19 protein-coding genes are annotated in these 20,279 nt (G+C 45.7%); 8 read left to right on the top strand and 11 right to left on the bottom strand.

Features of this window, described 5'->3' with window-relative positions; all coding sequences use genetic code 11:
• Positions 1-134: 134 nt before the first annotated feature.
• Complete coding sequence (gene upp / locus TW84_RS05130; protein ID WP_019275559.1) at positions 135-761, bottom strand: uracil phosphoribosyltransferase; 627 nt, start codon at positions 759-761, stop codon at positions 135-137.
• Between the two features lie 178 nt (positions 762-939).
• On the opposite strand from upp, the gene purM reads away from it, so the two are divergent.
• The 5 genes from purM (at position 940) to TW84_RS05105 (ending at position 3,916) form a co-directional block, all read left to right on the top strand.
• Positions 940-1,980: a phosphoribosylformylglycinamidine cyclo-ligase gene (purM, locus tag TW84_RS05125; protein ID WP_045974602.1), complete on the top strand. Its 1,041-nt coding sequence runs from the start codon at positions 940-942 to the stop codon at positions 1,978-1,980.
• A gap of 3 nt (positions 1,981-1,983) precedes the next feature.
• Positions 1,984-2,625: a phosphoribosylglycinamide formyltransferase gene (gene purN, locus TW84_RS05120; protein WP_045974601.1), complete on the top strand. Its 642-nt coding sequence runs from the start codon at positions 1,984-1,986 to the stop codon at positions 2,623-2,625.
• Between the two features lie 116 nt (positions 2,626-2,741).
• On the top strand, positions 2,742-3,392 hold the full coding sequence (locus TW84_RS05115; RefSeq protein ID WP_045974600.1) for a tellurite resistance TerB family protein: 651 nt from the start codon (positions 2,742-2,744) through the stop codon (positions 3,390-3,392).
• A 126-nt stretch (positions 3,393-3,518) separates the two neighbouring features.
• A complete protein-coding gene (locus TW84_RS05110; RefSeq protein ID WP_045974599.1) occupies positions 3,519-3,725 on the top strand; it encodes a YaeP family protein in 207 nt (68 codons plus the stop codon).
• Positions 3,725-3,916 (top strand): DUF4250 domain-containing protein, encoded by a 192-nt coding sequence (locus TW84_RS05105; protein WP_045974598.1) that lies wholly within the window; start codon positions 3,725-3,727, stop codon positions 3,914-3,916. The genes TW84_RS05110 and TW84_RS05105 overlap by 1 nt, the downstream gene beginning before the upstream one ends.
• Before the next feature lie 63 nt (positions 3,917-3,979).
• On the opposite strand, the gene TW84_RS05100 is transcribed toward TW84_RS05105, so the two are convergent.
• Together TW84_RS05100 and purL are read right to left on the bottom strand one after the other, a co-directional pair.
• Positions 3,980-4,330 carry a DUF3622 domain-containing protein gene (locus tag TW84_RS05100; RefSeq protein WP_045974597.1) on the bottom strand — a complete coding sequence of 117 codons (351 nt, stop codon included), beginning with the start codon at positions 4,328-4,330 and terminating at the stop codon, positions 3,980-3,982.
• A 408-nt stretch (positions 4,331-4,738) separates the two neighbouring features.
• Positions 4,739-8,635, bottom strand: coding sequence for a phosphoribosylformylglycinamidine synthase (gene purL / locus TW84_RS05095; protein WP_045974596.1), 3,897 nt, complete (start codon positions 8,633-8,635; stop codon positions 4,739-4,741).
• A gap of 314 nt (positions 8,636-8,949) precedes the next feature.
• Here purL and mltF point away from each other — a divergent pair, with 314 nt between their 5' ends.
• Together mltF and TW84_RS25175 are read left to right on the top strand one after the other, a co-directional pair.
• Positions 8,950-10,476, top strand: coding sequence for a membrane-bound lytic murein transglycosylase MltF (mltF, locus tag TW84_RS05090; protein ID WP_045974595.1), 1,527 nt, complete (start codon positions 8,950-8,952; stop codon positions 10,474-10,476).
• 207 nt (positions 10,477-10,683) lie between these two features.
• On the top strand, positions 10,684-10,818 hold the full coding sequence (locus TW84_RS25175; RefSeq protein ID WP_269982816.1) for a hypothetical protein: 135 nt from the start codon (positions 10,684-10,686) through the stop codon (positions 10,816-10,818).
• A gap of 43 nt (positions 10,819-10,861) precedes the next feature.
• Here the strand turns inward: TW84_RS25175 and tadA are convergent, their stop codons facing one another.
• The 6 genes from tadA to TW84_RS05060 form a co-directional block, all read right to left on the bottom strand.
• Complete coding sequence (gene tadA, locus TW84_RS05085; RefSeq protein ID WP_045974594.1) at positions 10,862-11,371, bottom strand: tRNA adenosine(34) deaminase TadA; 510 nt, start codon at positions 11,369-11,371, stop codon at positions 10,862-10,864.
• A 182-nt stretch (positions 11,372-11,553) separates the two neighbouring features.
• Entirely contained in the window at positions 11,554-13,113 is a 1,560-nt protein-coding gene (locus TW84_RS05080) for an AbgT family transporter (protein WP_045974593.1), read from the bottom strand.
• A 275-nt stretch (positions 13,114-13,388) separates the two neighbouring features.
• Entirely contained in the window at positions 13,389-13,820 is a 432-nt protein-coding gene (locus tag TW84_RS05075) for a hypothetical protein (RefSeq protein ID WP_045974592.1), read from the bottom strand.
• Entirely contained in the window at positions 13,810-15,102 is a 1,293-nt protein-coding gene (locus TW84_RS05070) for a hypothetical protein (protein WP_045974591.1), read from the bottom strand. Before TW84_RS05070 ends, TW84_RS05075 begins: the two co-directional genes overlap by 11 nt.
• Before the next feature lies 1 nt (position 15,103).
• Positions 15,104-15,733: a PilW family protein gene (locus TW84_RS05065; protein ID WP_045974590.1), complete on the bottom strand. Its 630-nt coding sequence runs from the start codon at positions 15,731-15,733 to the stop codon at positions 15,104-15,106.
• Positions 15,734-16,240 carry a GspH/FimT family pseudopilin gene (locus TW84_RS05060; protein ID WP_045974589.1) on the bottom strand — a complete coding sequence of 169 codons (507 nt, stop codon included), beginning with the start codon at positions 16,238-16,240 and terminating at the stop codon, positions 15,734-15,736.
• An 88-nt stretch (positions 16,241-16,328) separates the two neighbouring features.
• Between TW84_RS05060 and TW84_RS05055 the strand changes: the two genes are divergently transcribed.
• Positions 16,329-16,766: a type IV pilin protein gene (locus tag TW84_RS05055; protein WP_045974588.1), complete on the top strand. Its 438-nt coding sequence runs from the start codon at positions 16,329-16,331 to the stop codon at positions 16,764-16,766.
• Between the two features lie 42 nt (positions 16,767-16,808).
• On the opposite strand, the gene dnaJ is transcribed toward TW84_RS05055, so the two are convergent.
• Together dnaJ and dnaK are read right to left on the bottom strand one after the other, a co-directional pair.
• On the bottom strand, positions 16,809-17,957 hold the full coding sequence (dnaJ, locus tag TW84_RS05050; RefSeq protein WP_045974587.1) for a molecular chaperone DnaJ: 1,149 nt from the start codon (positions 17,955-17,957) through the stop codon (positions 16,809-16,811).
• A gap of 179 nt (positions 17,958-18,136) precedes the next feature.
• On the bottom strand, positions 18,137-20,050 hold the full coding sequence (gene dnaK / locus TW84_RS05045) for a molecular chaperone DnaK (protein WP_045974586.1): 1,914 nt from the start codon (positions 20,048-20,050) through the stop codon (positions 18,137-18,139).
• Between the last annotated feature and the right edge of the window lie 229 nt (positions 20,051-20,279).

Genomic DNA, 20,279 nt, shown 5'->3' with positions numbered 1-20,279 from the left:
AAGCCCGATCCCGTTTTCCAGCAGCGAAGCGCTCCCGTTATCCATAAGCGCAGCGTTCCATAGGACGCAGTCCGTTCCAGACAACAAAAAGAGGAGCCAATCGGCTCCTCTTATAATTCACTTAGCGTCTCAGCTTATACTGTACCGAAGATCTTATCGCCAGCATCACCAAGACCAGGAACGATGTAGCCTTTGTCGTTTAGCTTCTCATCGATAGCCGCAGTGAACAGTTCAACATCTGGGTGCGCTTTTTCTAGCGCTTCAATACCTTCTGGAGCAGCAACAAGCACAAGAACCTTGATAGACTTACAGCCTTTCTCTTTCAGCAAGTCGATCGTAGCGATCATCGAACCACCAGTCGCTAGCATTGGGTCAACAACCAGAGCAATACGCTCATCCATATTTGAAGCAAGCTTGTTAAAGTATGGTACTGGCTCTAGTGTTTCTTCATCGCGGTAGATACCAACAACACTGATACGTGCGCTTGGCATATGCTCAAGAACACCATCCATCATGCCAAGACCTGCACGCAGGATTGGCACAACCGTTACTTTCTTGCCTTTAATCTGGTCTACTTCTACTGGACCATTCCAACCTTCAATGGTTACTTTCTCAGTTTCAAAGTCTGCAGTGGCTTCGTAAGTCAGTAGGCTACCAACTTCAGTTGCTAGCTCACGAAAGCGCTTAGTGCTGATCTCACCTTCTCTCATTAGACCAAGTTTATGTTTAACAAGAGGGTGTTTTACTTCAACAACTTTCATTTCCATCTCCGGATACATAGGTGATTTTTAAACAAACCTTCGGATTATAAACGATTTCGTTCTCAATTTCTTGTGCTAGGACAAAAGAAAAAACCTACGCAAACGTTTGCTATATTACTTTGTCCACTGTTAGAATAGCGCCGATTTCATATCCAACTTTCAAACTGAGGACTTGCTTGTGAGTGCTGATAACACTTCTCTTAGCTATAAAGACGCTGGCGTAGATATCGATGCTGGTAACGCACTTGTAGACCGAATCAAAGGTGCAGTTAAACGCACTCGTCGCCCTGAAGTAATGGGGGGGATTGGTGGTTTTGGTGCTCTGTGTGAGCTACCAACAAAATACAAGCAGCCAGTACTTGTCTCGGGTACTGACGGTGTTGGGACAAAACTGCGTCTTGCGCTGGATATGAACAAACATGACACCATCGGCATAGATCTTGTCGCAATGTGCGTTAATGACCTGATAGTTCAAGGTGCTGAGCCGCTATTCTTCCTAGACTATTACGCAACAGGCAAACTGGATGTAGACACTGCTGCCGATGTCGTTACTGGTATTGCAGATGGTTGTATTCAAGCTGGCTGTGCCCTAATTGGCGGTGAAACCGCTGAAATGCCGGGCATGTACGAAGGCGAAGATTATGACGTCGCTGGATTTTGTGTCGGTGTGGTAGAGAAAGAAGACGTTATCGACGGCAGCAAAGTCGCGGCAGGTGACGCACTTATCGCGGTAGGTTCAAGTGGTCCTCACTCAAACGGCTACTCACTGATTCGTAAGATCCTCGAAGTATCAGGCGCGGACAAAAACGAAGAATTAGCGGGTCGTACTATTGGCGAGCACTTACTAGAGCCAACAAAAATTTACATTAAGTCTGCGCTAAAAATGATTGAAGCGCACGACATCCATGCTATTTCTCACATTACTGGCGGTGGTTTCTGGGAAAACATTCCTCGCGTACTGCCTGAAGGCACCAAAGCCGTTATCGATGGCAATAGCTGGCAATGGCCAGTGATCTTCAACTGGCTGCAAGAAAAAGGCAATGTGACAACTCATGAAATGTACCGCACATTCAACTGTGGTGTTGGTCTGGTGATTGCGCTGCCAAAAGAACAAGCAAACGCTGCAGTAGCATTGCTTCAAGTAGAAGGCGAGAAAGCATGGGTTATTGGTGAAATCGCCGATGCCAATGCGGATGAAGAACAAGTAGAGATCAAATAAATTATGAAGAGTATTGTTGTTTTAGTTTCAGGAAATGGTTCGAACTTACAGGCGATTATTGATGCTTGTGAAACCAAGATCAGTACTGGCCGAGTGACCGCTGTTTTTTCAAACAAAGCAACAGCTTATGGTTTAGAGCGAGCTAAGAAAGCGGGCGCAGCCGCACACTCTTTGGACCCAAAGTCATTCGATACCCGCGACGCGTTTGATCATGAATTGATGAAGCAGATTGATGAATACAAGCCAGATGTGATTGTACTCGCCGGTTATATGCGCATCTTAAGTGGTGAATTCGTTCGCCACTACAGAGGTCGAATGATCAATATCCACCCTTCTCTACTACCGAAGTACCCGGGTCTGAACACCTACCAGCGAGCCATTCATGCTGGAGATGAAGAACACGGCACCAGTGTTCACTTTGTTACTGAACAGCTGGATGGTGGCCCGGTAATCCTACAAGCTAAAGTGCCTATCTTCGACGAAGACACAGTTGAGACGTTAACCGAACGTGTTCAGACGCAAGAGCATAAAATTTATCCTCTGGTCGTACAGTGGCTAGTTGAAGAACGCCTGATCATGAAGGATGAAAAAGAAGCCTATCTCGATGGTAAGTTGCTGGGTATTCATGGGTACGCCCAAGAATAACATTTAGGAAAACGATATGTGAGAAGGCGAGCTGAATGCTCGCCTTTTTATTATCACGTATTAATCTTCTATTCATCTAACCTGAATTAGTCTGAACAAAACTAAGGAGGTCCAGAATGGATTTGAAAGGTTTATTAAATCAAGCACTAAACTCAGACCTTGTTCGTCAGGGTCAACAAAAAATGCAGCAGCAGTCCGGTTCAAGCACGCTGAAGTCCCTCGGTGCAGGTGCTGTCGGTGGTGGCTTAGTCAACCTACTCATGGGGTCTAAAAAAAGTAAGAAACTTGGCAAAAAAGTCGGTAAAAATGCACTCAAAATTGGCGGTGCGGCAGCTCTAGGCGCACTGGCCTATACCGTTTACAATAATTGGCAAGGAAAACAAAAAACGGCTTCAGTGCGAGAAGATTTTAATGCCAACGATACTATTCATAACGAGCTTATCATCAAAGCTATGATTGCCGCTGCAAAAGCAGATGGTCATGTCGATGCAGAAGAAATGCAGCGCATAGAGTCCACACTGAAAGAAGCAGGTGCGGATACTGGGTTACAAACCATGCTACACAATGAGCTTAACAAACCTCTCGATCCAAGCGAAATTGCTCGGCTCGCTCAGTCACCACAACAAGCTTCAGAGATTTATCTCGCATCTCTAATTGTTGTCGATGAACAAAATTTCATGGAGAAAGCCTATTTGCAGGAGTTAGCCAAGCAGTTACAACTTGCCCCAGAAGTAACTTTCCAGCTTGAACAACAACTGCAAAACTAAGCCAAAGCGAATAAAGATCCAGCAGCTCAGCCTAGAGTTTGAGCCAGAACAAACCGCTACTTTGAGTTTCATTGGCAGCCTGTGTATATTTGAGAGTAGTTCTCATTTAATTATTAGGTTAACAATATGAAAGTATATGATTGCTGCGACTTGGTCCGCGAACTCTACGCGCAAATCGGTAGTGGCGACCAAGCCTATGTACCTAAAGCGATTGCTTGTTCACTACGAGCGTTAAACGATATTGCAGCGGATACTAGCCTATCGCAACATGTAAGAGACAAAGCGGCGTTTGCAGCAGCGAATCTGCTGATTTCAGATTTCGAGGATAAATAATGAACTTGGTGAACTTTGAGACGATGGATCCAATAATGCTAATGAGCATTGTCAACATGAAGCTACGCGATGACTTCGGCGGTGACTTAGACAAGCTTGTTGCTTTCTTTGACATAGATAAATCAGCGCTAGAAACCAAGTTAGCCTCTGCTGGTTTTGATTTCTTACCTGAAGCTGGTCAGTTCCGTTAATCTGCCGTTGATTAGATACAAAAAAACCGCCTCGCTGGCGGTTTTTTATTGAATAACGACTTATTACTCTTCTTCGAAGAAATCATCTTCATCGTCAAGTTCAGCTTGCGCTGCTGCTGCGCGTTTCGCTTCTTCATAGCGTGCTTTCTTTTCAGCGGCTTCTTGAGCTAGACGTTCTTCACGTTCAACACGAATTTTACGTGCTTCACCTTTGCGTTCGTTACGTACCGCTTGGTTTTGAATAAAACCTGCTAGTTCTTTCTCCGCCCATTCTTGCGCTAGAGCTTCAGTTTCAAAGCCTGCTTCTCGCTTAGATACAGATGTTTTACGTGACGTCACTTGGCGAGTAATTTCTGCACACCAACCGTTACGCTTTTCAGTCACACGAATGGCAAATTTTTTGTTGTTCGACATTTTCATTTCCTAAGGGATTCTAATGGGATATTGAGGGATTTAGCCATCCCTTGGCAAGCGCGGTATTAGAGCGCAAAAAGTGGCTGTTTGCCAATAGTTTCTTTAAATGAGGCACTAATTATTTATTGCACCATCCCCAAGAATAAGAAATGGCGTCATCCTCAAGAGTGAGGCACGAGCGAGTTGGGGATCTCTTTAAGCGAATAGAAAATTAACAGAGATTCCCTACTCCCTCATTCTTCGGTCTATGGAATGACTTCCTCACATATCGAGGACGAAGTCCGTTCCCGTAGCAAAGCGTTCCATAGGGCGAAGCCCGTTCCCGCTTCCCGATTCTAAACAAAGAAAGCGCTGGCCTTTCAACCAGCGCTTTACTATTTGCAGTGTAGAGAACGAATCTCGGCTTAATTAGCCCACGTTCTTACGTGCGTTTTGGAACATACGCATCCAAGCACCGTTCTCTCCCCACCCTTCAGGAGACCAAGAGTTCGCGACTGTGCGGAATACACGCTCAGGGTGCGGCATCATGATAGTTACGCGACCATCTTGAGTTGTTAGACCTGTGATGGCGTTTGGCGAACCATTCGGGTTGTTCGGGTATTGCTGAGTCGCATTGCCATGGTTATCCACGTAACGCACTGCTACCGTACCTGATGATTCAATCGCGGCTAGGTGGTCAGCATCACGCACTTCTACGCGGCCTTCACCGTGAGAAACAGCGATTGGCATACGCGAACCAGCCATGCCGTCGAAGAACACAGAATCAGACTTCTGAACTTCTACTAGGCTAAAGCGAGCTTCAAAACGCTCAGATTCGTTACGAACGAAACGAGGCCATAGATCTGCACCTGGAATTAGCTCTTTCAGGTTCGATAGCATCTGACAGCCGTTACATACACCTAGAGAGAAGGTATCTTCGCGTTGGAAGAAGCCTTCAAACTGGTTGCGAGCTTGCTCATTGAACAGGATAGATTTCGCCCAACCTTCACCCGCACCTAGTACGTCACCGTAAGAGAAGCCACCACAAGCCACTAGGCCTTGGTACTCTTCCAGAACGGCTTGACCTGTTAGGATGTCGCTCATGTGAATATCTGTCGCTTCAAAGCCAGCGCGGTCGAATGCTGCTGCCATCTCAACGTGAGAGTTAACACCCTGTTCACGCAGAATTGCCATCTTAGGCTTAGCACCTTTCGCAATGTATGGAGCAGCGATATCTTCGTTCACATCGAAGCTTAGCTTAACGTTCAGACCTGGGTCCGAGTTGTCTTTCTTCGCTTCATGCTCTTGGTCAGCACAAGCTGGGTTATCACGTAGACCTTGCATCTTATGCGTTGTCTCAGCCCAGATAGTACGTAGTTCAGTACGGTTACGCTCTAGAACCACTGTCTCACCAGAAGTGATGACTAGCTCATCAGATGTTTCTACAGAGCCGATTACGTGTGAACACGCTCCTAGGCCATTTGCTGCTAGCGTTGAAAGTACAGCGTCTAAATCTTCGTTCTTAACCTGAAGTACCGCACCTAGTTCTTCGTTAAATAGTGCAGCTAGTGCATCTTCACCTAGGTCAGCGATGTCCGCTTTAACACCACAGTGACCTGCGAATGCCATCTCAGCAAGAGTAACGAATAGACCGCCATCACCCTTATCGTGGTAAGCCACTACTTGGTCGTTCGCAACAAGTGCTTGAACGCCTTCATAGAAACCTTTTAGTTGTGCAGCGTTGTCTACATCAGCTGGCTTATCACCAAGCTGCTTGTAAACCTGTGCTAGCGCTGTTGCACCTAGACGGTTCTGACCATTACCTAGATCGATAAGAACTAGCGAAGTATCACCCTTGTTAGTGCGAAGCTGAGGCGTGATTGTCTTACGTACATCTTCAACACGTGCAAACGCAGTAATGATAAGAGATAGCGGAGAGGTTACTTCTTTCTGCTCGCCGTTCTCTTCCCACTTGGTCTTCATCGACATTGAGTCTTTACCTACAGGGATAGTTAGGCCAAGGGCTGGACATAGCTCTTCACCCACCGCTTTAACCGCTTCGTAAAGACCGGCATCTTCACCTGGGTGACCAGCTGGAGACATCCAGTTTGCAGACAGTTTAATGTGTTTGATATCGCCGATGTTTGTCGCTGCGATGTTAGTGATTGCCTCACCCACTGCTAGACGAGCCGAAGCTCCAAAGTCTAGTAGAGCAACTGGTGTACGCTCACCCATCGACATCGCTTCACCGTGGTAAGTGTCGTAGCTTGCCGCTGTTACTGCGCAGTTAGCTACTGGCACCTGCCATGGGCCAACCATTTGGTCACGCGCGACAAGACCTGTTACCGTGCGGTCACCGATAGTGATAAGGAATGTTTTCTCAGCAACCGTTGGTAGACGTAGAACGCGCTCTGCAGCTTCGTTTAGTTCGATACCGTCGCGGTTAACTGCTGGGTTATTCGCTTTAAGTGTTTTTGCATCACGGTGCATCTTAGGCGTCTTACCAAGAAGCACATCCATTGGCATGTTGATCGGCGTGTTTTCGAAGTGTGAATCTTCAAGTTTCAGTTCACGCTCTTCCGTTGCCACACCGACTACAGCGTATGGTGCGCGCTCACGCTTACAAATCGCATCGAATACTTCCATGTTCTCTGGCGCAACTGCCATAACATAACGCTCTTGAGATTCGTTACACCAGATCTCAAGTGGGCTCATGCCCGGTTCGTCGTTTGGTACATCACGCAGTTGGAAAATACCGCCACGTTCACCATCGTCTACAAGCTCTGGGAGTGCGTTAGAGATACCGCCCGCGCCCACATCGTGGATGAATGCGATTGGGTTCTCTTCACCAAGCTGCCAACAACGGTCGATCACTTCCTGACAGCGGCGTTCCATCTCTGGGTTTTCACGCTGTACTGAAGCAAAATCTAAATCTTCTGCTGATTGACCAGACGCCATTGAAGATGCTGCACCGCCACCAAGGCCGATGTTCATCGCAGGACCACCAAGAACGATTAGGCTTGCACCGACTGGGATTTCTTTCTTCTGTACGTGCTCGTCACGGATGTTACCCATACCACCAGCAATCATGATTGGCTTGTGGTAACCACGAACCTCAACACCGGCGTGAGAGTTCACTTTTTCTTCGTAAGTACGGAAGTAACCAAGTAGGTTTGGACGACCAAACTCGTTGTTGAACGCCGCGCCACCTAGTGGACCTTCTAGCATGATGTCTAGTGCGTTAACGATGCGACCTGGCTTACCGAAATCTGTTTCCCATGGCTGTTCAAAACCAGGAATGCGTAGGTTAGATGTAGTGAAACCAACAAGACCGGCTTTTGGCTTACCGCCAATACCTGTTGCGCCTTCGTCACGGATTTCACCACCAGAACCAGTCGAAGCGCCCGGCCAAGGAGAGATAGCCGTAGGGTGGTTGTGCGTTTCCACCTTCATTAGGATGTGCGCTTTCTCTTGGTTGTAACCGTACTGGCGAGTTTCTGGGTTCGGGAAGAAACGACCAACATCAGAACCCACCATTACTGCTGCGTTGTCTTTGTACGCAGACAGGACGTTTTCTGGGGTCGTTTCGAATGTGTTCTTGATCATCTTGAACAGAGACTTCTCTTGCTTAACGCCGTCGATAGTCCAGTCTGCGTTAAAGATCTTGTGACGACAATGCTCCGAGTTCGCCTGTGCAAACATCATCAGTTCGATGTCTGTTGGGTTACGATCTAGCTTATTCACAAACGCATCGTAAAGGTATTCGATTTCGTCATCGGCAAGCGCAAGGCCTAGGGTAACGTTTGCTTTTTCAAGCGCAGCACGGCCGCCATTAAGCAGGTCAACATCCGCCACTGGTGCAGGTTCTGCCACTTGGAAAAGTGCTTGTGCAGATTCCAAGTCAGTGAAAACCACTTCCATCATGCGGTCATGAAGAATCGCTTTAAGCTCGACGAGTTGCAGTTCTGTCAGTTCAGCAGAAGTTTCAATGTAATAAGACGTACCGCGCTCTAGACGAACGACTTTATCTAGACCACAGTTATTAGCAATATCAGTCGATTTTGAAGACCAAGGCGAGATAGTACCAGGGCGAGGAGTAGCTAGCAGAAGAAGACCTTCTGGCTCGTGCTCTTCAATTGTTGGACCGTAAGTCAGGAGTTTTTCTAGTTTTTCAACTTCCTGAACATCAAGATCCGCTGACAGTTGAGCAAAGTGGGCAAACTCTGCGTAAATGCCAGTCACAGGAAGGCTCAATTCACGACAAAGCTCGAGAAGCTTGTTAACACGAAATTCAGATAGAGCTGGGGAGCCACGAAAAATTCTCATGCGCTTAGGTCTCTTATGCAATTGATTAAGGTGATATTGGAATAAATTCAGTCGGTTAGAAAAAATAAATTTGATGCTATTCCCTAAGAAATAAAAACCTATGCCGATTCCACCTCTTCTTTGCTGGCGCATTATAAAGGAATTATTTTTGTGATGTAACACCAAAAGCAACCGTTTGCGTCATTTTTTTCGTCAAATTTGAATTACAGCAAAAATCCTATTTTTAAATCTTTAACTCGAAGTCGCTCTGATTGTCTTGCCTTGTTATGACACTTTGATATAAATGCCCTACTGGAAGTATGAGAATGATGTGAATGAAGAAGCATTACTTGAATCGTTGGACGTCAATCAGCGCCTTGCTGTTTTCGGTATTGATGTTATCCGGCTGTCAGATTGAATCAGAGCCCAAAAGTGATTTGGACCAGATACGTGAACGAGGTGTGTTACGTGTCGGAACTCTTAATAACCAACTGTCCTACTATATCGGTCTTGATGGCCCTGCGGGTTTGGATTACGAACTGGCTCGCGAGTTCGCCAATGAACTTGGTGTGCAATTGGAAATGAAACCAGCCTATCGTATCTCATCACTCTACCCTGCACTGGCCAAAGGTGAAATCGACATTATTGCCGCTGGTTTGACTCAATCTCCTGAACGCATGGAGCGATTCAGACCCGGACCTGCTTACTATTACGTTAGCCAACAGGTTGTGTATAAAAAAGGTCACAGGCGCCCACGTAACCTAGAGCAACTCCTTAACCTTCAGCCCACGCTTAGCGATGATGGAGAAGAGCTACCCATTCTGAAAATTATCAGTGATTCACATGTTAAACAGACACTCAATGCCATCAAAAGAGAAGAACATCCTGACTTCGCGTTTGAAATTGATCCTGAAGCAGAGGTGAGTGACCTGCTTAAGCAAGTTTCTGACGGTGATTTGATGTTTACCGTCGCCGACTCCGTCGAAGTATCCCTATCTCAACGTATCTACCCTGATATTGCTCTTGCATTTGAACTAACCGAAGACCAGCCTATTTCTTGGTTTGTGCGACGCTCAGAGGACGAAAGCCTATATGCATTGATGATCGAATTCTTTGGCTACACCAAACAATCTGGTCACCTCGCATCATTAGAAGAAAAGTATATTGGCCATATTGGCAGCTTCGATTACGTTGATACGCGCGCGTTTATCCGTGCACTCAATTCAAAACTTCCTCAATGGGCACCACTGTTTAAACAGTATTCAGAAGAGTTTGACTGGCGTTTGGTGGCTGCTTTAGCTTATCAAGAATCGCATTGGAATCCGCTCGCTAAATCTCCAACAGGAGTACGTGGCATGATGATGCTGACTCTGCCAACGGCTAAAAGTGTCGGAGTAACCAATCGACTCGATCCAAAGCAGTCGGTAAGAGGCGGAGTTGACTATTTACGTCGTATGGTTTCACGCATCCCAGACTCCATCGATAAGCATGAAAAGATTTGGTTTGCCCTTGCCTCATACAACGTCGGTTATGGTCACATGATGGACGCAAGGAGACTAACCAAAAAGCAAGGTGGCAACCCGGATTCTTGGGCGGATGTGAAAGATCGCTTGCCGTTGTTGCGCCAGAAAAAATACTACAGCCAAACTCGGTATGGTTACGCCCGCGGTGACGAAGCGCGAAACTACGTCGAAAACATCCGACGCTACTATCAGAGCATCATTGGGCATGTCGAGCAGCAATCCGCTGACAGTAGCGATGTCAGCACAGACGATCTTACAGTCATCGAAGTACTAGAGAATGCAACACTCTCAGATCCAGCCACATCAGGTGCTATACCAGCATCAGCAACTCAAGAATAAATAAGCGTACAAGTGCACAATCATTGTTTAATGATTGTGCACTTGAATTCTACTAAATCACCCATACATAATATCGTGTGATAGCTATCTCATAAACATTATTAAAATGGTAACAAAGAGCTGGTAGAAATCAGTTACTCAATATAATCAGTGCCTTCAATTAAGAAAGCAATAATCTAGATATAACCTATAGTAGGAGGTTGTTTTATGCGTAGACATAAAATGCAGTCAAAACGCCTTAATAAAACGGTGGCAGCCAACCGTCGAAAAAGAATGCTCAGTAACAACAAGAAAAAAGTCATTGCTCGTCACAGAGCTTTTATGCAGCTAAGTTGCGCATAACCCCAGTAGGCAAACACCTAGATGCAGGTGTTTGCTGAGAACCTTACCCTTCTGAACCCTTCGCCTGTTTCTGCGCTTTTTTCTCTTTGCGACGACGTTTAAAGAACGCTTGAAGTTGACCTCGACACTCTTCTTCCATCAATCCTTGTTCAATATCGGCATAGTGATATGCTGCCTGATGTTCAAACAAGTTAAGTACTGTTCCCGCCGCACCCGCCTTTAGATCCGGGGCACCATAAACAATACGTTTAACCCGGCTGTGGAGCAGAGCGCCAGCGCACATAGGGCATGGTTCTAAGGTGACGTATAGCGTTGTGTCCAACAATCGGTAGTTTTCCAGTACTTGGCCTGCTTTGCGTAATACTTGCATTTCAGCATGAGCCGTCGCATCATGATGACCAATTGACTGATTCCATCCTTCCGCAATGATCTCACCATCTTTGACTAGTACAGCGCCAACGGGGACCTCTCCCTCTTCTTCGGCCTGAGCAGCAAGCTCCATAGCTCGGCACATAAAAAACTCATCTTCAGGGGTAAATTGCGATTCAGACAAAGAAAACTCCGGTTATCTGCGTAAACGACTAGAGGTAGCAAATTCTACCCGCATGAAGGAAGAAGTGAAAGCAGGACGCTGAACAACTCACGCAAGCTAATCTTCCCTGCTCTACAAAAAAGAAAGCGCCAGTCTTTCGATCAGCGCTTTCAAATTTCAAATACCTACATAGTAAGCGGTATTTACATTGTATATGTGTATGGCGCTTGAATACCTAGAGGAATACCTAGCATCCAGTAAGCCACTAGGAAGATAGACCAACCAATTAGCATGGCAATCGAGAATGGCATCATTAGTGATGCTAACGTGCCGATACCCGTCGACTTCACGTAACGTTGACAGTAAACCACCACTAACGGGAAGAACACCATCAGAGGAGAAATGATGTTCGATACAGAGTCACCAACACGGTAAGCCGCTTGCGATAGCTCAGGAGAGATCCCCACAGCCATAAGCATAGGCACGAGAATCGGACCAATCAGTGCCCATTTTGCAGATGCAGAACCAATTAGAAGGTTTACAGAAGCTGTTAGTAGAATCATACCGATGATCGTAGCTTCACCTGGTAGGTTCATCGCTTTCAGACCCTGAGCTCCATATAGCGCAAGCATAGTACCTATGTTTGACTGCGCGAATGCTGATAGGAACTGAGCACAGAAAAACGACATTACGATGTAAGCGCCCATTGTAGACATAGTGTCCGCCATCGCTTTGATGATGTCGTTACTTGTCTTGAACGTGCCAGACACTCGGCCGTAAACGTAACCAGGGATGATGAATAGAATGAAGATCAATGGAACGATCGACTTCATTAACGGTGCTGAGAACGCTGTGATTTCACCTTCAGGAGAACGCAGTGCTGAGTTCTCTGGAATGATTGCAGCAATAAGAACAGCGATACCAACCATCATCGCCCAACCTGCGTAACGAAACGCTTTAGACTCAAGCTCAGTGAAAGAACCTAGATCTGGTGCTTTCTCTGCGTCTTCATCAATTGGCGTGTTCGCTAGGCGCGGTTCAATGATTTTCTCAGTTACATACCAACCGATAGCAACAATGATTATTGAAGATAGGCCAGTGAAGAAAATGTTCGCTAGTGGGTTAACCACGTATTCAGGGTCAAGAACTTGCGCCGCTGTCTGAGTGAAGCCCGCTAGTAGAGGATCGATACCTGAAGGGATAAAGTTTGCAGAGAAACCGCCTGATACGCCAGCAAACGCAGCGGCAATACCCGCAAGAGGGTGACGGCCAGCAGCGTGGAAGATGATACCACCAAGAGGAATAACCAGCACATACCCCGCATCTGCAGCAGTATGCGATACGATAGCCACCAGAATAAGCATTGGAGTAAGAAGCTTAGCTGGCGTGAAGTTGAGCATCTTCTTAAGGCCCGTCGTGATAAAGCCAGAAGAATCAGCGACACCCACACCTAGCATTGCGACTAGTACAATACCTAGCGGAGCAAAACCAGTAAAAGTGGACACCATGTTTGCTAAGAAGCTTGCTAAAGATTCGCCAGTTAAAAGATTATTAATTGCAAGCGCTTCGCCTGAGCGGGGGTTAATAAGGTCAAAACTTACGTTAGAGAGCAGTGCTGAAGCTGCCCAAGTAATGATCAGTGCCCAAAAGAACAGAATAGCCGGATCTGGGATTTTGTTGCCGGCACGTTCAATAAAATTAAGAAAGCGGTCCATACCACTCGACTTGGGCGATGGCGCTTTTTTTATAGCTTGGTTACTCATGGTAACTCCATATGTGATGTTGTTGTCTTAGGCCTGTAGTCAGGTTGGCAACGACCTATTTATCAACGCCATATTTTATTAAATCCCCCTTTTAAAAGCACAGGATTCCATGATTTTTTCCATATATGGAGACATATTTTGCAAAACAGCCATCAGTTCACAACAAAATAAAAACAACTAAAACCTATAAATTGAAACAAAATTGAAACCATTTTGAAAAATATAGAGGAGGTTTGTAGGTAAAAAACTAATAGCATTTGTCTATATAAAATAAACTACATACTAAATTCATTGAATTTGGAAATTGATGTCGTCAATACAACCGATAGCTTTTTTCCATGACGATTTTTCCAGCAAACTTCTACCGTAATGAGCTTTAGTTGAATACCATTCTGTGGCCTTGCCTTAGATTGACAACGTATTTGATGCTCGCCAGAAGAGGAAGGTTGACAAGCCGAAAGGGCAAAGCATGGATCTTGATCAATGGCTTCGAATGGGTAGATTTTTTGATTAACCATTGCACCATGAGTAGTAAATCGCTCAAGCTTTGACTCTGCGAGATAGAGGGCCTTGGTAGCATGATTCGCCCACTCTGATTTCGCTTCGACGTCAACATGAAGCTTAGCTAAAGTGAAAGCGCCACCGCTAAGCAGTAATAACGTGAGTAAAACTTCGATGAAACTCAAGCCAGATTGGTTAGAAATCATACCAACCACTCCGAACCCATAAGGTTGGATGAAGCTTTCTCGCTGGACTGGATGTCACACTTTGCTTGAACTCAGTATCGAGAGAGCCATCGATCAATGCATAGTGGTCCGGAGCATCTAAAATCAAACCTCCATTCGGATAGAAGCTACCCTGTTGAAAGTAACTCACCTGCCTCTCCTCAATTTTTGCAATAGAGGAAAATCTACCCATGATTTTTATCAGGTTTATGGATAGCCTTTCATTTTCCATTTTATCTAAACCAGCGCTCTTAAGTGCCGATGCATCAGAAATAAAATGATAAACCAGCGCATTCAATGCTTGCTGTCCCGACACCGCAACAGCTCCATTGTGCAACACTAAAATCAAGCCACTTTTCAAATGCGTACTAATAGCAATATTCATCTCTATGACTTCTTCTGCTGTCAACTCACACCCTCCATACACCCAAATAAACTCATGAGACTTTTCAACGAGTTTTATGATCTCTTGTCCACAGTTTTCGACAATTTGAGGAAGAGGCAAATCACTGGCGTTTGCGGGTAATGAGCTTGATAAGTAATCTGGCACATAACCAAAAAGATTGGTCGCTGTCATCACTGCATACCAATTATCACGAGCAGTAGCGAAAACTTCCTTAAAGGGCTCAAGCTCTTCTTGTCGGATAAAATCATCCTGAGTAGAAGAAAGTTGCCATGCAAATTTCGTATAATTTTTTTCGAGGCAACGAGGCTGAAGGCTTTTATCATCTGAAGAAAAATAGCGTGAAACATCCACCGCTTTCCTTGGTGGCTTGGTGGCATAACTTTGAGCGTAAAGTTCACCTTGATATCGAAGCGAAATACAAGCCCATTCTTGTTTAGATATTCTTGTACCTAGATGCGGCGAAAGGTATAGCGCACCGCTTACCAACAAATGATTGATGGCCGTGATAGCACTTTTGATCTTGAGCTCTGGAAGGAGAAAAGCCTTACTTAAGGTGACGTATCCACTGGATGCTCGGATTGTGTGTGGTCTCCCTGTGACGATTTCAAGTTCATCAAGCCCAAGTAAGCGTTTGCAACGACTCAAATCTTCCGGAATACGCCCGTTGCTTAGAACATTGACGAATGCGCAATCTAAGCCTCCCTCGGCTAGCCAGTGAGCTTTACGGCTCTCAATCTCGTTTTGGCTACGCTTTATCTGGTAGAACACACCTTTATAGCTGCCGATGATCACCATCAAGCTCGCAGCAAGTAACAAACTAGTGACAAGGATAAGAAATGCACCACGTTGCCGCCTCATTTCACCAATTCCTCTGCTTAATAGTAAACGCAAGCGACTGGGTGACTTGTGGCTGAGTAGAAAGTTTAGTGGAGAGTGTAATAGTCACCAGTGCCGAAGACAAAGAAAGGCCAGACAATCGCTCAACGTCCAGTGCAAAAGACTCAACCACGATACGGCGGCGATCAAACAAGGTGTTACAGGTGTTACCAAAATGGACGTTAAAATTCTCTGCTTCATTAACGGACATGACATATGGCAATTTTTTCTCACACACCTTAAGAAGGTCCGGAGACTGTGTCTCTCTTTGATACACTACGTTAGTGTATGCTTGCTCTGTTCCTACTTCACCTGAAAGATAGGCATAAGCGATGAGACTCGTTTGATTATCGACCCTGACATGGTAAGTCTGTGTCGCACCAGACAGAATCGCTCTTGTACTAAAACTGCTATTATATCCCGCTCGATGTAAATCTTGCTTCATCGTTTGAAGAACGCTATTGGTATTTTGAACTAGCATGAGTTCGTTAGCACGACGAACGCTCACCCGGTTGTGATGGGTTAACATGCCAATAACCATACCAATAATCACAACACTGATAGCGCTAGAGATAAGGAACTCTATTAAGCTTGTTCCTCTTTGTTTAAACACTCAGCATGCCTCGTAGCCAAGATAGGTTGAGCTTGGAGAACAAACTCGCACAATTGCGGAACGAAAATGCGTTCTAAGTTCGAGAGCCATCTGTGAACGTTGGCGAGGAAAAAAAATGAATCGGCCGCTTTTAGGTCGGCCATGAGTGGCGTCAAAACTGATTTGATTTGAGCTATAAGTCGTCTCAATCTCTATCCCAGAAAATGAACTTCCCGACAAACGCATTAATACCTCACCCTGATACTCCTTTTTACTGTCAGTTAGCTCCAACTCCCAACTACCGTTAACGATTAACAAATGGATCCATAGTGGCTGCCGACGCATGACTGCAAGAGATTTAGCCATGACCACAAAACCATTGAGTTCAGTCGCTAATCTGGTCATTTTGGTGGTCATAGAAACAGATTCAAAGCTGGGTATCACTCGTGATACAGCAACACAAACCAGCGATAGAACGATCAGAGTTTCGACCAATGTAAAGCCACGAGGTGTTTCCCAATTTTTCATGTAAAGCCAAAGAGGAGCAAAACAATACTTGGCTCGATGCTAACAGTAAGAAACAATGACAAGACACTAAAGAAAAGAGGGATTCGGAGTGTTTGGTGAAAATCGTTGCGAACAGTGCAACCAAAGTCTAAACGGAATGACTTTGATCGAATTGTTGGTGGTGACAAGTGTGATTGCCACTTTAGCTATTTTTGCCTATCCCAAATACTTGGAGTTCGTTCGTCAATCTCATCGAGCCACTGCGATTTCAGACTTAGCTAGGATTCAACTTGAGTTGGAATCCAACTTTAACGGCAGATATCAATGGGAGCACATTTTATCCGGTGGTCGATGCACTCTTTGTCAGACTGACCAAAAGCGGTTCATATTTTCTATCACTAGTGGAGCTAATACAGCTTACATTATCAAAGCGACCGCCCAAGCCGATACTCAGCAAAATCTCGATGTCTGCTTAGTAGAAAACAAAACCAACGAATTAAGCTTAGATGCGAGCAACAACCAACGCCCAACCACCTGCTGGCCATAAAAAAAGCCTGCATAGTAGCAGGCTTTTTTGCTCGTTTTTAGGCTAGCTGGTCAGATCATCAAAGAACTTCTTCACACCATTGAAAAAGCCTTCGGCTTTTGGCTTGTGCTTCGTTGCCGCTTCGCCACCGCAAGATTCTTCAAACTCTTTCAATAAATCTTTCTGACGCGTACTTAGATTCACTGGCGTTTCGACAACCAGCTTAACAATCAAATCACCAACGCCACCGCCACGAACACCCTTGACGCCTTTGCCGCGCATACGGAACATTCGGCCCGTTTGAGTTTCGGTTGGTACTTTCAGGTTCACGCGACCATCTAGTGTTGGTACTTCGACTTCACCACCCAGTGCAGCCATTGCGAAACTAACAGGTACTTCACAGTATAAGTTGTTACCATCACGTTCAAAGATATGGTGCTCTTTCACATGAACCTGTACATATAGGTCACCCGCTGGAGCGCCCATTTCTCCCGCTTCACCTTCACCAGAAAGACGAATGCGATCGCCAGTATCAACACCAGCAGGAATCTTAACGTTAAGTGTTTTAGTCTTCTGCTTACGGCCTTGACCATGACATGAGTTACAAGGGTCTTTAATGATCTTGCCCTTACCGTGACAGGTAGGACAGGTTTGCTGAACCGCAAAGAAGCCCTGACGCATCTGAACCTGGCCATGACCATGACAGGTACCACACGTTTCAGGAGACGAGCCTTTCTTGGCACCGCTGCCATCACAAACGTCACAGTTCACTAGGGTCGGAACTTCAATTTCTTTTGAAACACCGCGAACCGCTTCTTCTAGCGACAATTCCATGTTGTAGCGCAAATCCGCCCCGCGTTGAGCGCGTTGCTGACCACCACCTCCGCGACGGCCACCGCCGAAAATGTCACCAAACACGTCACCGAATATATCACCGAAATCTGCACCAGCACCGCCGCCAAAGCCACCGCCGCCCATGCCGCCCTGTTCGAAGGCTGCATGACCATATTGGTCGTAGGCTGCTTTTTTCTGAGGATCCAGTAGGATTTCGTACGCTTCTTTTACTTCTTTAAACTTATCTGCAGCAGACTCATCACCCTGGTTGCGGTCTGGGTGGAATTTCATTGCAAGGCGCTTATACGCCTTTTTAATATCACGTTCTGATGCATCTCGGCTTACGCCTAATACTTCGTAAAAATCACGTTTTGACATGTTCTTCGTCACCAATTTATTACTGCAAACGACCGATTGTCGCTTGGTGTTTGTATCACTCTAGATAAAGGCTTTGTGCAAAAGTACTTATCTGGAAAGACATTATATTTACAAACAGGCGGGCGTATGAGTTGCCCCAAACGCCCGCATAGTACTTTAAGTTAACTCAGAGTCGAGAATTATTTTTTCTCGTCTTTAACTTCTTCAAACTCAGCGTCTACAACGTCTTCTTCTTGCTTAGGCTGTTCACCAGCTTCCGCACCAGCTTGTTGAGCCTGAGCTTGCTGCTGGGCAATTTCCATCAGCTTTTGAGCGGCAGCCATAAGAGCTTGAACTTTAGCGTCAATCGCTTCTTTGTCTTCACCCTTACGCGCTTCTTCTAGCTCAGTGATCGCAGCTTCAATCTTTTCTTTCTCGTCAGCTGGAAGCGCTTCACCTGCTTCTTCAACTTGCTTACGAGTGCCGTGAATCATTTGGTCTGCTTGGTTACGTGCAGTAGCTAGCTCTTCGAACTTTTTGTCCGCTTCTTTGTTAGCTTCTGCTTCCTGAACCATTTTCTCGATTTCTTCGTCTGATAGACCGCCAGAAGCTTGGATAGTGATCTTCTGCTCTTTACCAGTCGCTTTATCTTTCGCAGACACGTTTAGGATACCGTCAGCATCTAGGTCGAAAGTTACTTCGATTTGTGGCATGCCACGTGGTGCTGGCTGAATACCTTCTAGGTTGAACTGACCAAGAGACTTGTTGTAAGTCGCTTGCTTACGCTCACCTTGCAGTACGTGGATAGTTACCGCGCTCTGGTTGTCTTCAGCTGTAGAGAACACTTGGTCCGCTTTAGTAGGGATCGTTGTGTTCTTCTCGATTAGCTTAGTCATTACGCCGCCCATCGTTTCGATACCGAAAGATAGAGGAGTAACGTCTAGTAGAAGTACGTCTTTAACGTCACCCGCAAGTACACCACCTTGAACGGCAGCACCCATTGCTACTGCTTCGTCAGGGTTAACGTCTTTACGCGCTTCTTTGCCAAAGAACTCAGCCACTTTAGCTTGAACCATAGGCATACGAGTCTGACCACCTACTAGGATAACGTCAGTGATGTCGCCTACAGATAGATCAGCGTCAGCTAGCGCCACTTTTAGTGGTTCAAGAGAGCGTTGAACTAGGTCTTCAACTAGAGATTCTAGCTTAGCACGCGTCACTTTAACGTTCATGTGCTTAGGACCAGTCGCATCTGCCGTTACGTAAGGTAGGTTTACGTCAGTTTGAGAAGTAGAAGAAAGCTCGATCTTCGCTTTTTCTGCTGCTTCTTTAACACGCTGCATTGCTAGAGGGTCGTTCTTAAGATCGATGCCTTGCTCTTTCTTGAACTCTTCAACTAGGTAGTTGATCATGCGGTTATCGAAGTCTTCACCACCAAGGTGTGTGTCACCGTTAGTTGCTAATACTTCAAACGTTTTCTCACCTTCAACTTCGTCAATCTCAATGATAGAGATATCGAATGTACCACCACCAAGGTCGTATACTGCGATAGTGCGATCACCGCCTTGCTTGTCTAGACCGTAAGCTAGAGCGGCTGCAGTAGGTTCGTTGATGATACGTTTAACTTCAAGACCTGCGATACGGCCAGCATCTTTCGTTGCTTGACGCTGAGAGTCATTAAAGTAAGCAGGTACTGTGATAACTGCACCAGTGACTTCCTCACCTAGGAAATCTTCTGCAGTTTTCTTCATTTTTTTCAGTACTTCAGCAGATACCTGAGGAGCCGCCATTTTCTGGCCTTGTGCCTCAACCCAAGCATCACCGTTGTCAGCCTTAACAATGTTGAAAGGCATGATTTCGATGTCACGCTGAACTTCTTCGTCTTCGAAACGACGACCGATTAGACGCTTAATTGCAAATAGCGTGTTAGTTGGGTTTGTAACCGCTTGACGTTTAGCTGGCTGACCTACTAGCGTCTCACCATCTGTGTATGCAATAACTGATGCTGTTGTACGCTCGCCTTCCGCGTTTTCGATTACGCGTGGCTTGTCACCGTCTAGAACAGCAACACAAGAGTTAGTAGTACCTAAGTCAATACCAATGATTTTACCCATCAGGCTATCTCCGAATAAATTCTATTTTCGTTTTGCTATATCCCCTATGTGGGGATGGAGAATAGGGTTTCAACCCTTACTCACAAACTAAAATAATTTTGTTTGCTTCACTTATGCCCAATAGATAAGGGCTGCAAATGAGTTTTCAAGGGAATAAGTGAAAAAAAGTTAAAAAAGATTTAGAGATGTGGGATGCGGGATGCCGGATGTGGGATGCGGGATGCGGGAT

It is taken from the genome of Vibrio neptunius (assembly GCF_000967495.1).
GTDB lineage: Bacteria > Pseudomonadota > Gammaproteobacteria > Enterobacterales > Vibrionaceae > Vibrio > Vibrio neptunius.
The sequence above is the reverse complement of the archived record's forward strand: the minus strand, read 5'-3'. Positions and strand labels throughout refer to the sequence as shown.

Bases quoted from the DNA above. Each gene is read 5' to 3' on its own strand.
- upp (WP_019275559.1), bottom strand. From the start codon at position 761: ATGAAAGTTGTTGAAGTAAAACACCCTCTTGTTAAACATAAACTTGGT.
- purN (WP_045974601.1), top strand. From the start codon at position 1,984: ATGAAGAGTATTGTTGTTTTAGTTTCAGGAAATGGTTCGAACTTACAG.
- TW84_RS05060 (WP_045974589.1), bottom strand. From the start codon at position 16,240: ATGAAAAATTGGGAAACACCTCGTGGCTTTACATTGGTCGAAACTCTG.
- purL (WP_045974596.1), bottom strand. From the start codon at position 8,635: ATGAGAATTTTTCGTGGCTCCCCAGCTCTATCTGAATTTCGTGTTAAC.
- dnaJ (WP_045974587.1), bottom strand. From the start codon at position 17,957: ATGTCAAAACGTGATTTTTACGAAGTATTAGGCGTAAGCCGAGATGCA.
- TW84_RS05100 (WP_045974597.1), bottom strand. From the start codon at position 4,330: ATGTCGAACAACAAAAAATTTGCCATTCGTGTGACTGAAAAGCGTAAC.
- TW84_RS05075 (WP_045974592.1), bottom strand. From the start codon at position 13,820: ATGATTTCTAACCAATCTGGCTTGAGTTTCATCGAAGTTTTACTCACG.
- TW84_RS05080 (WP_045974593.1), bottom strand. From the start codon at position 13,113: ATGAGTAACCAAGCTATAAAAAAAGCGCCATCGCCCAAGTCGAGTGGT.
- TW84_RS05105 (WP_045974598.1), top strand. From the start codon at position 3,725: ATGAACTTGGTGAACTTTGAGACGATGGATCCAATAATGCTAATGAGC.
- TW84_RS05115 (WP_045974600.1), top strand. From the start codon at position 2,742: ATGGATTTGAAAGGTTTATTAAATCAAGCACTAAACTCAGACCTTGTT.
- TW84_RS05070 (WP_045974591.1), bottom strand. From the start codon at position 15,102: ATGAGGCGGCAACGTGGTGCATTTCTTATCCTTGTCACTAGTTTGTTA.
- TW84_RS05110 (WP_045974599.1), top strand. From the start codon at position 3,519: ATGAAAGTATATGATTGCTGCGACTTGGTCCGCGAACTCTACGCGCAA.
- TW84_RS25175 (WP_269982816.1), top strand. From the start codon at position 10,684: ATGCGTAGACATAAAATGCAGTCAAAACGCCTTAATAAAACGGTGGCA.
- dnaK (WP_045974586.1), bottom strand. From the start codon at position 20,050: ATGGGTAAAATCATTGGTATTGACTTAGGTACTACTAACTCTTGTGTT.
- mltF (WP_045974595.1), top strand. From the start codon at position 8,950: ATGAAGAAGCATTACTTGAATCGTTGGACGTCAATCAGCGCCTTGCTG.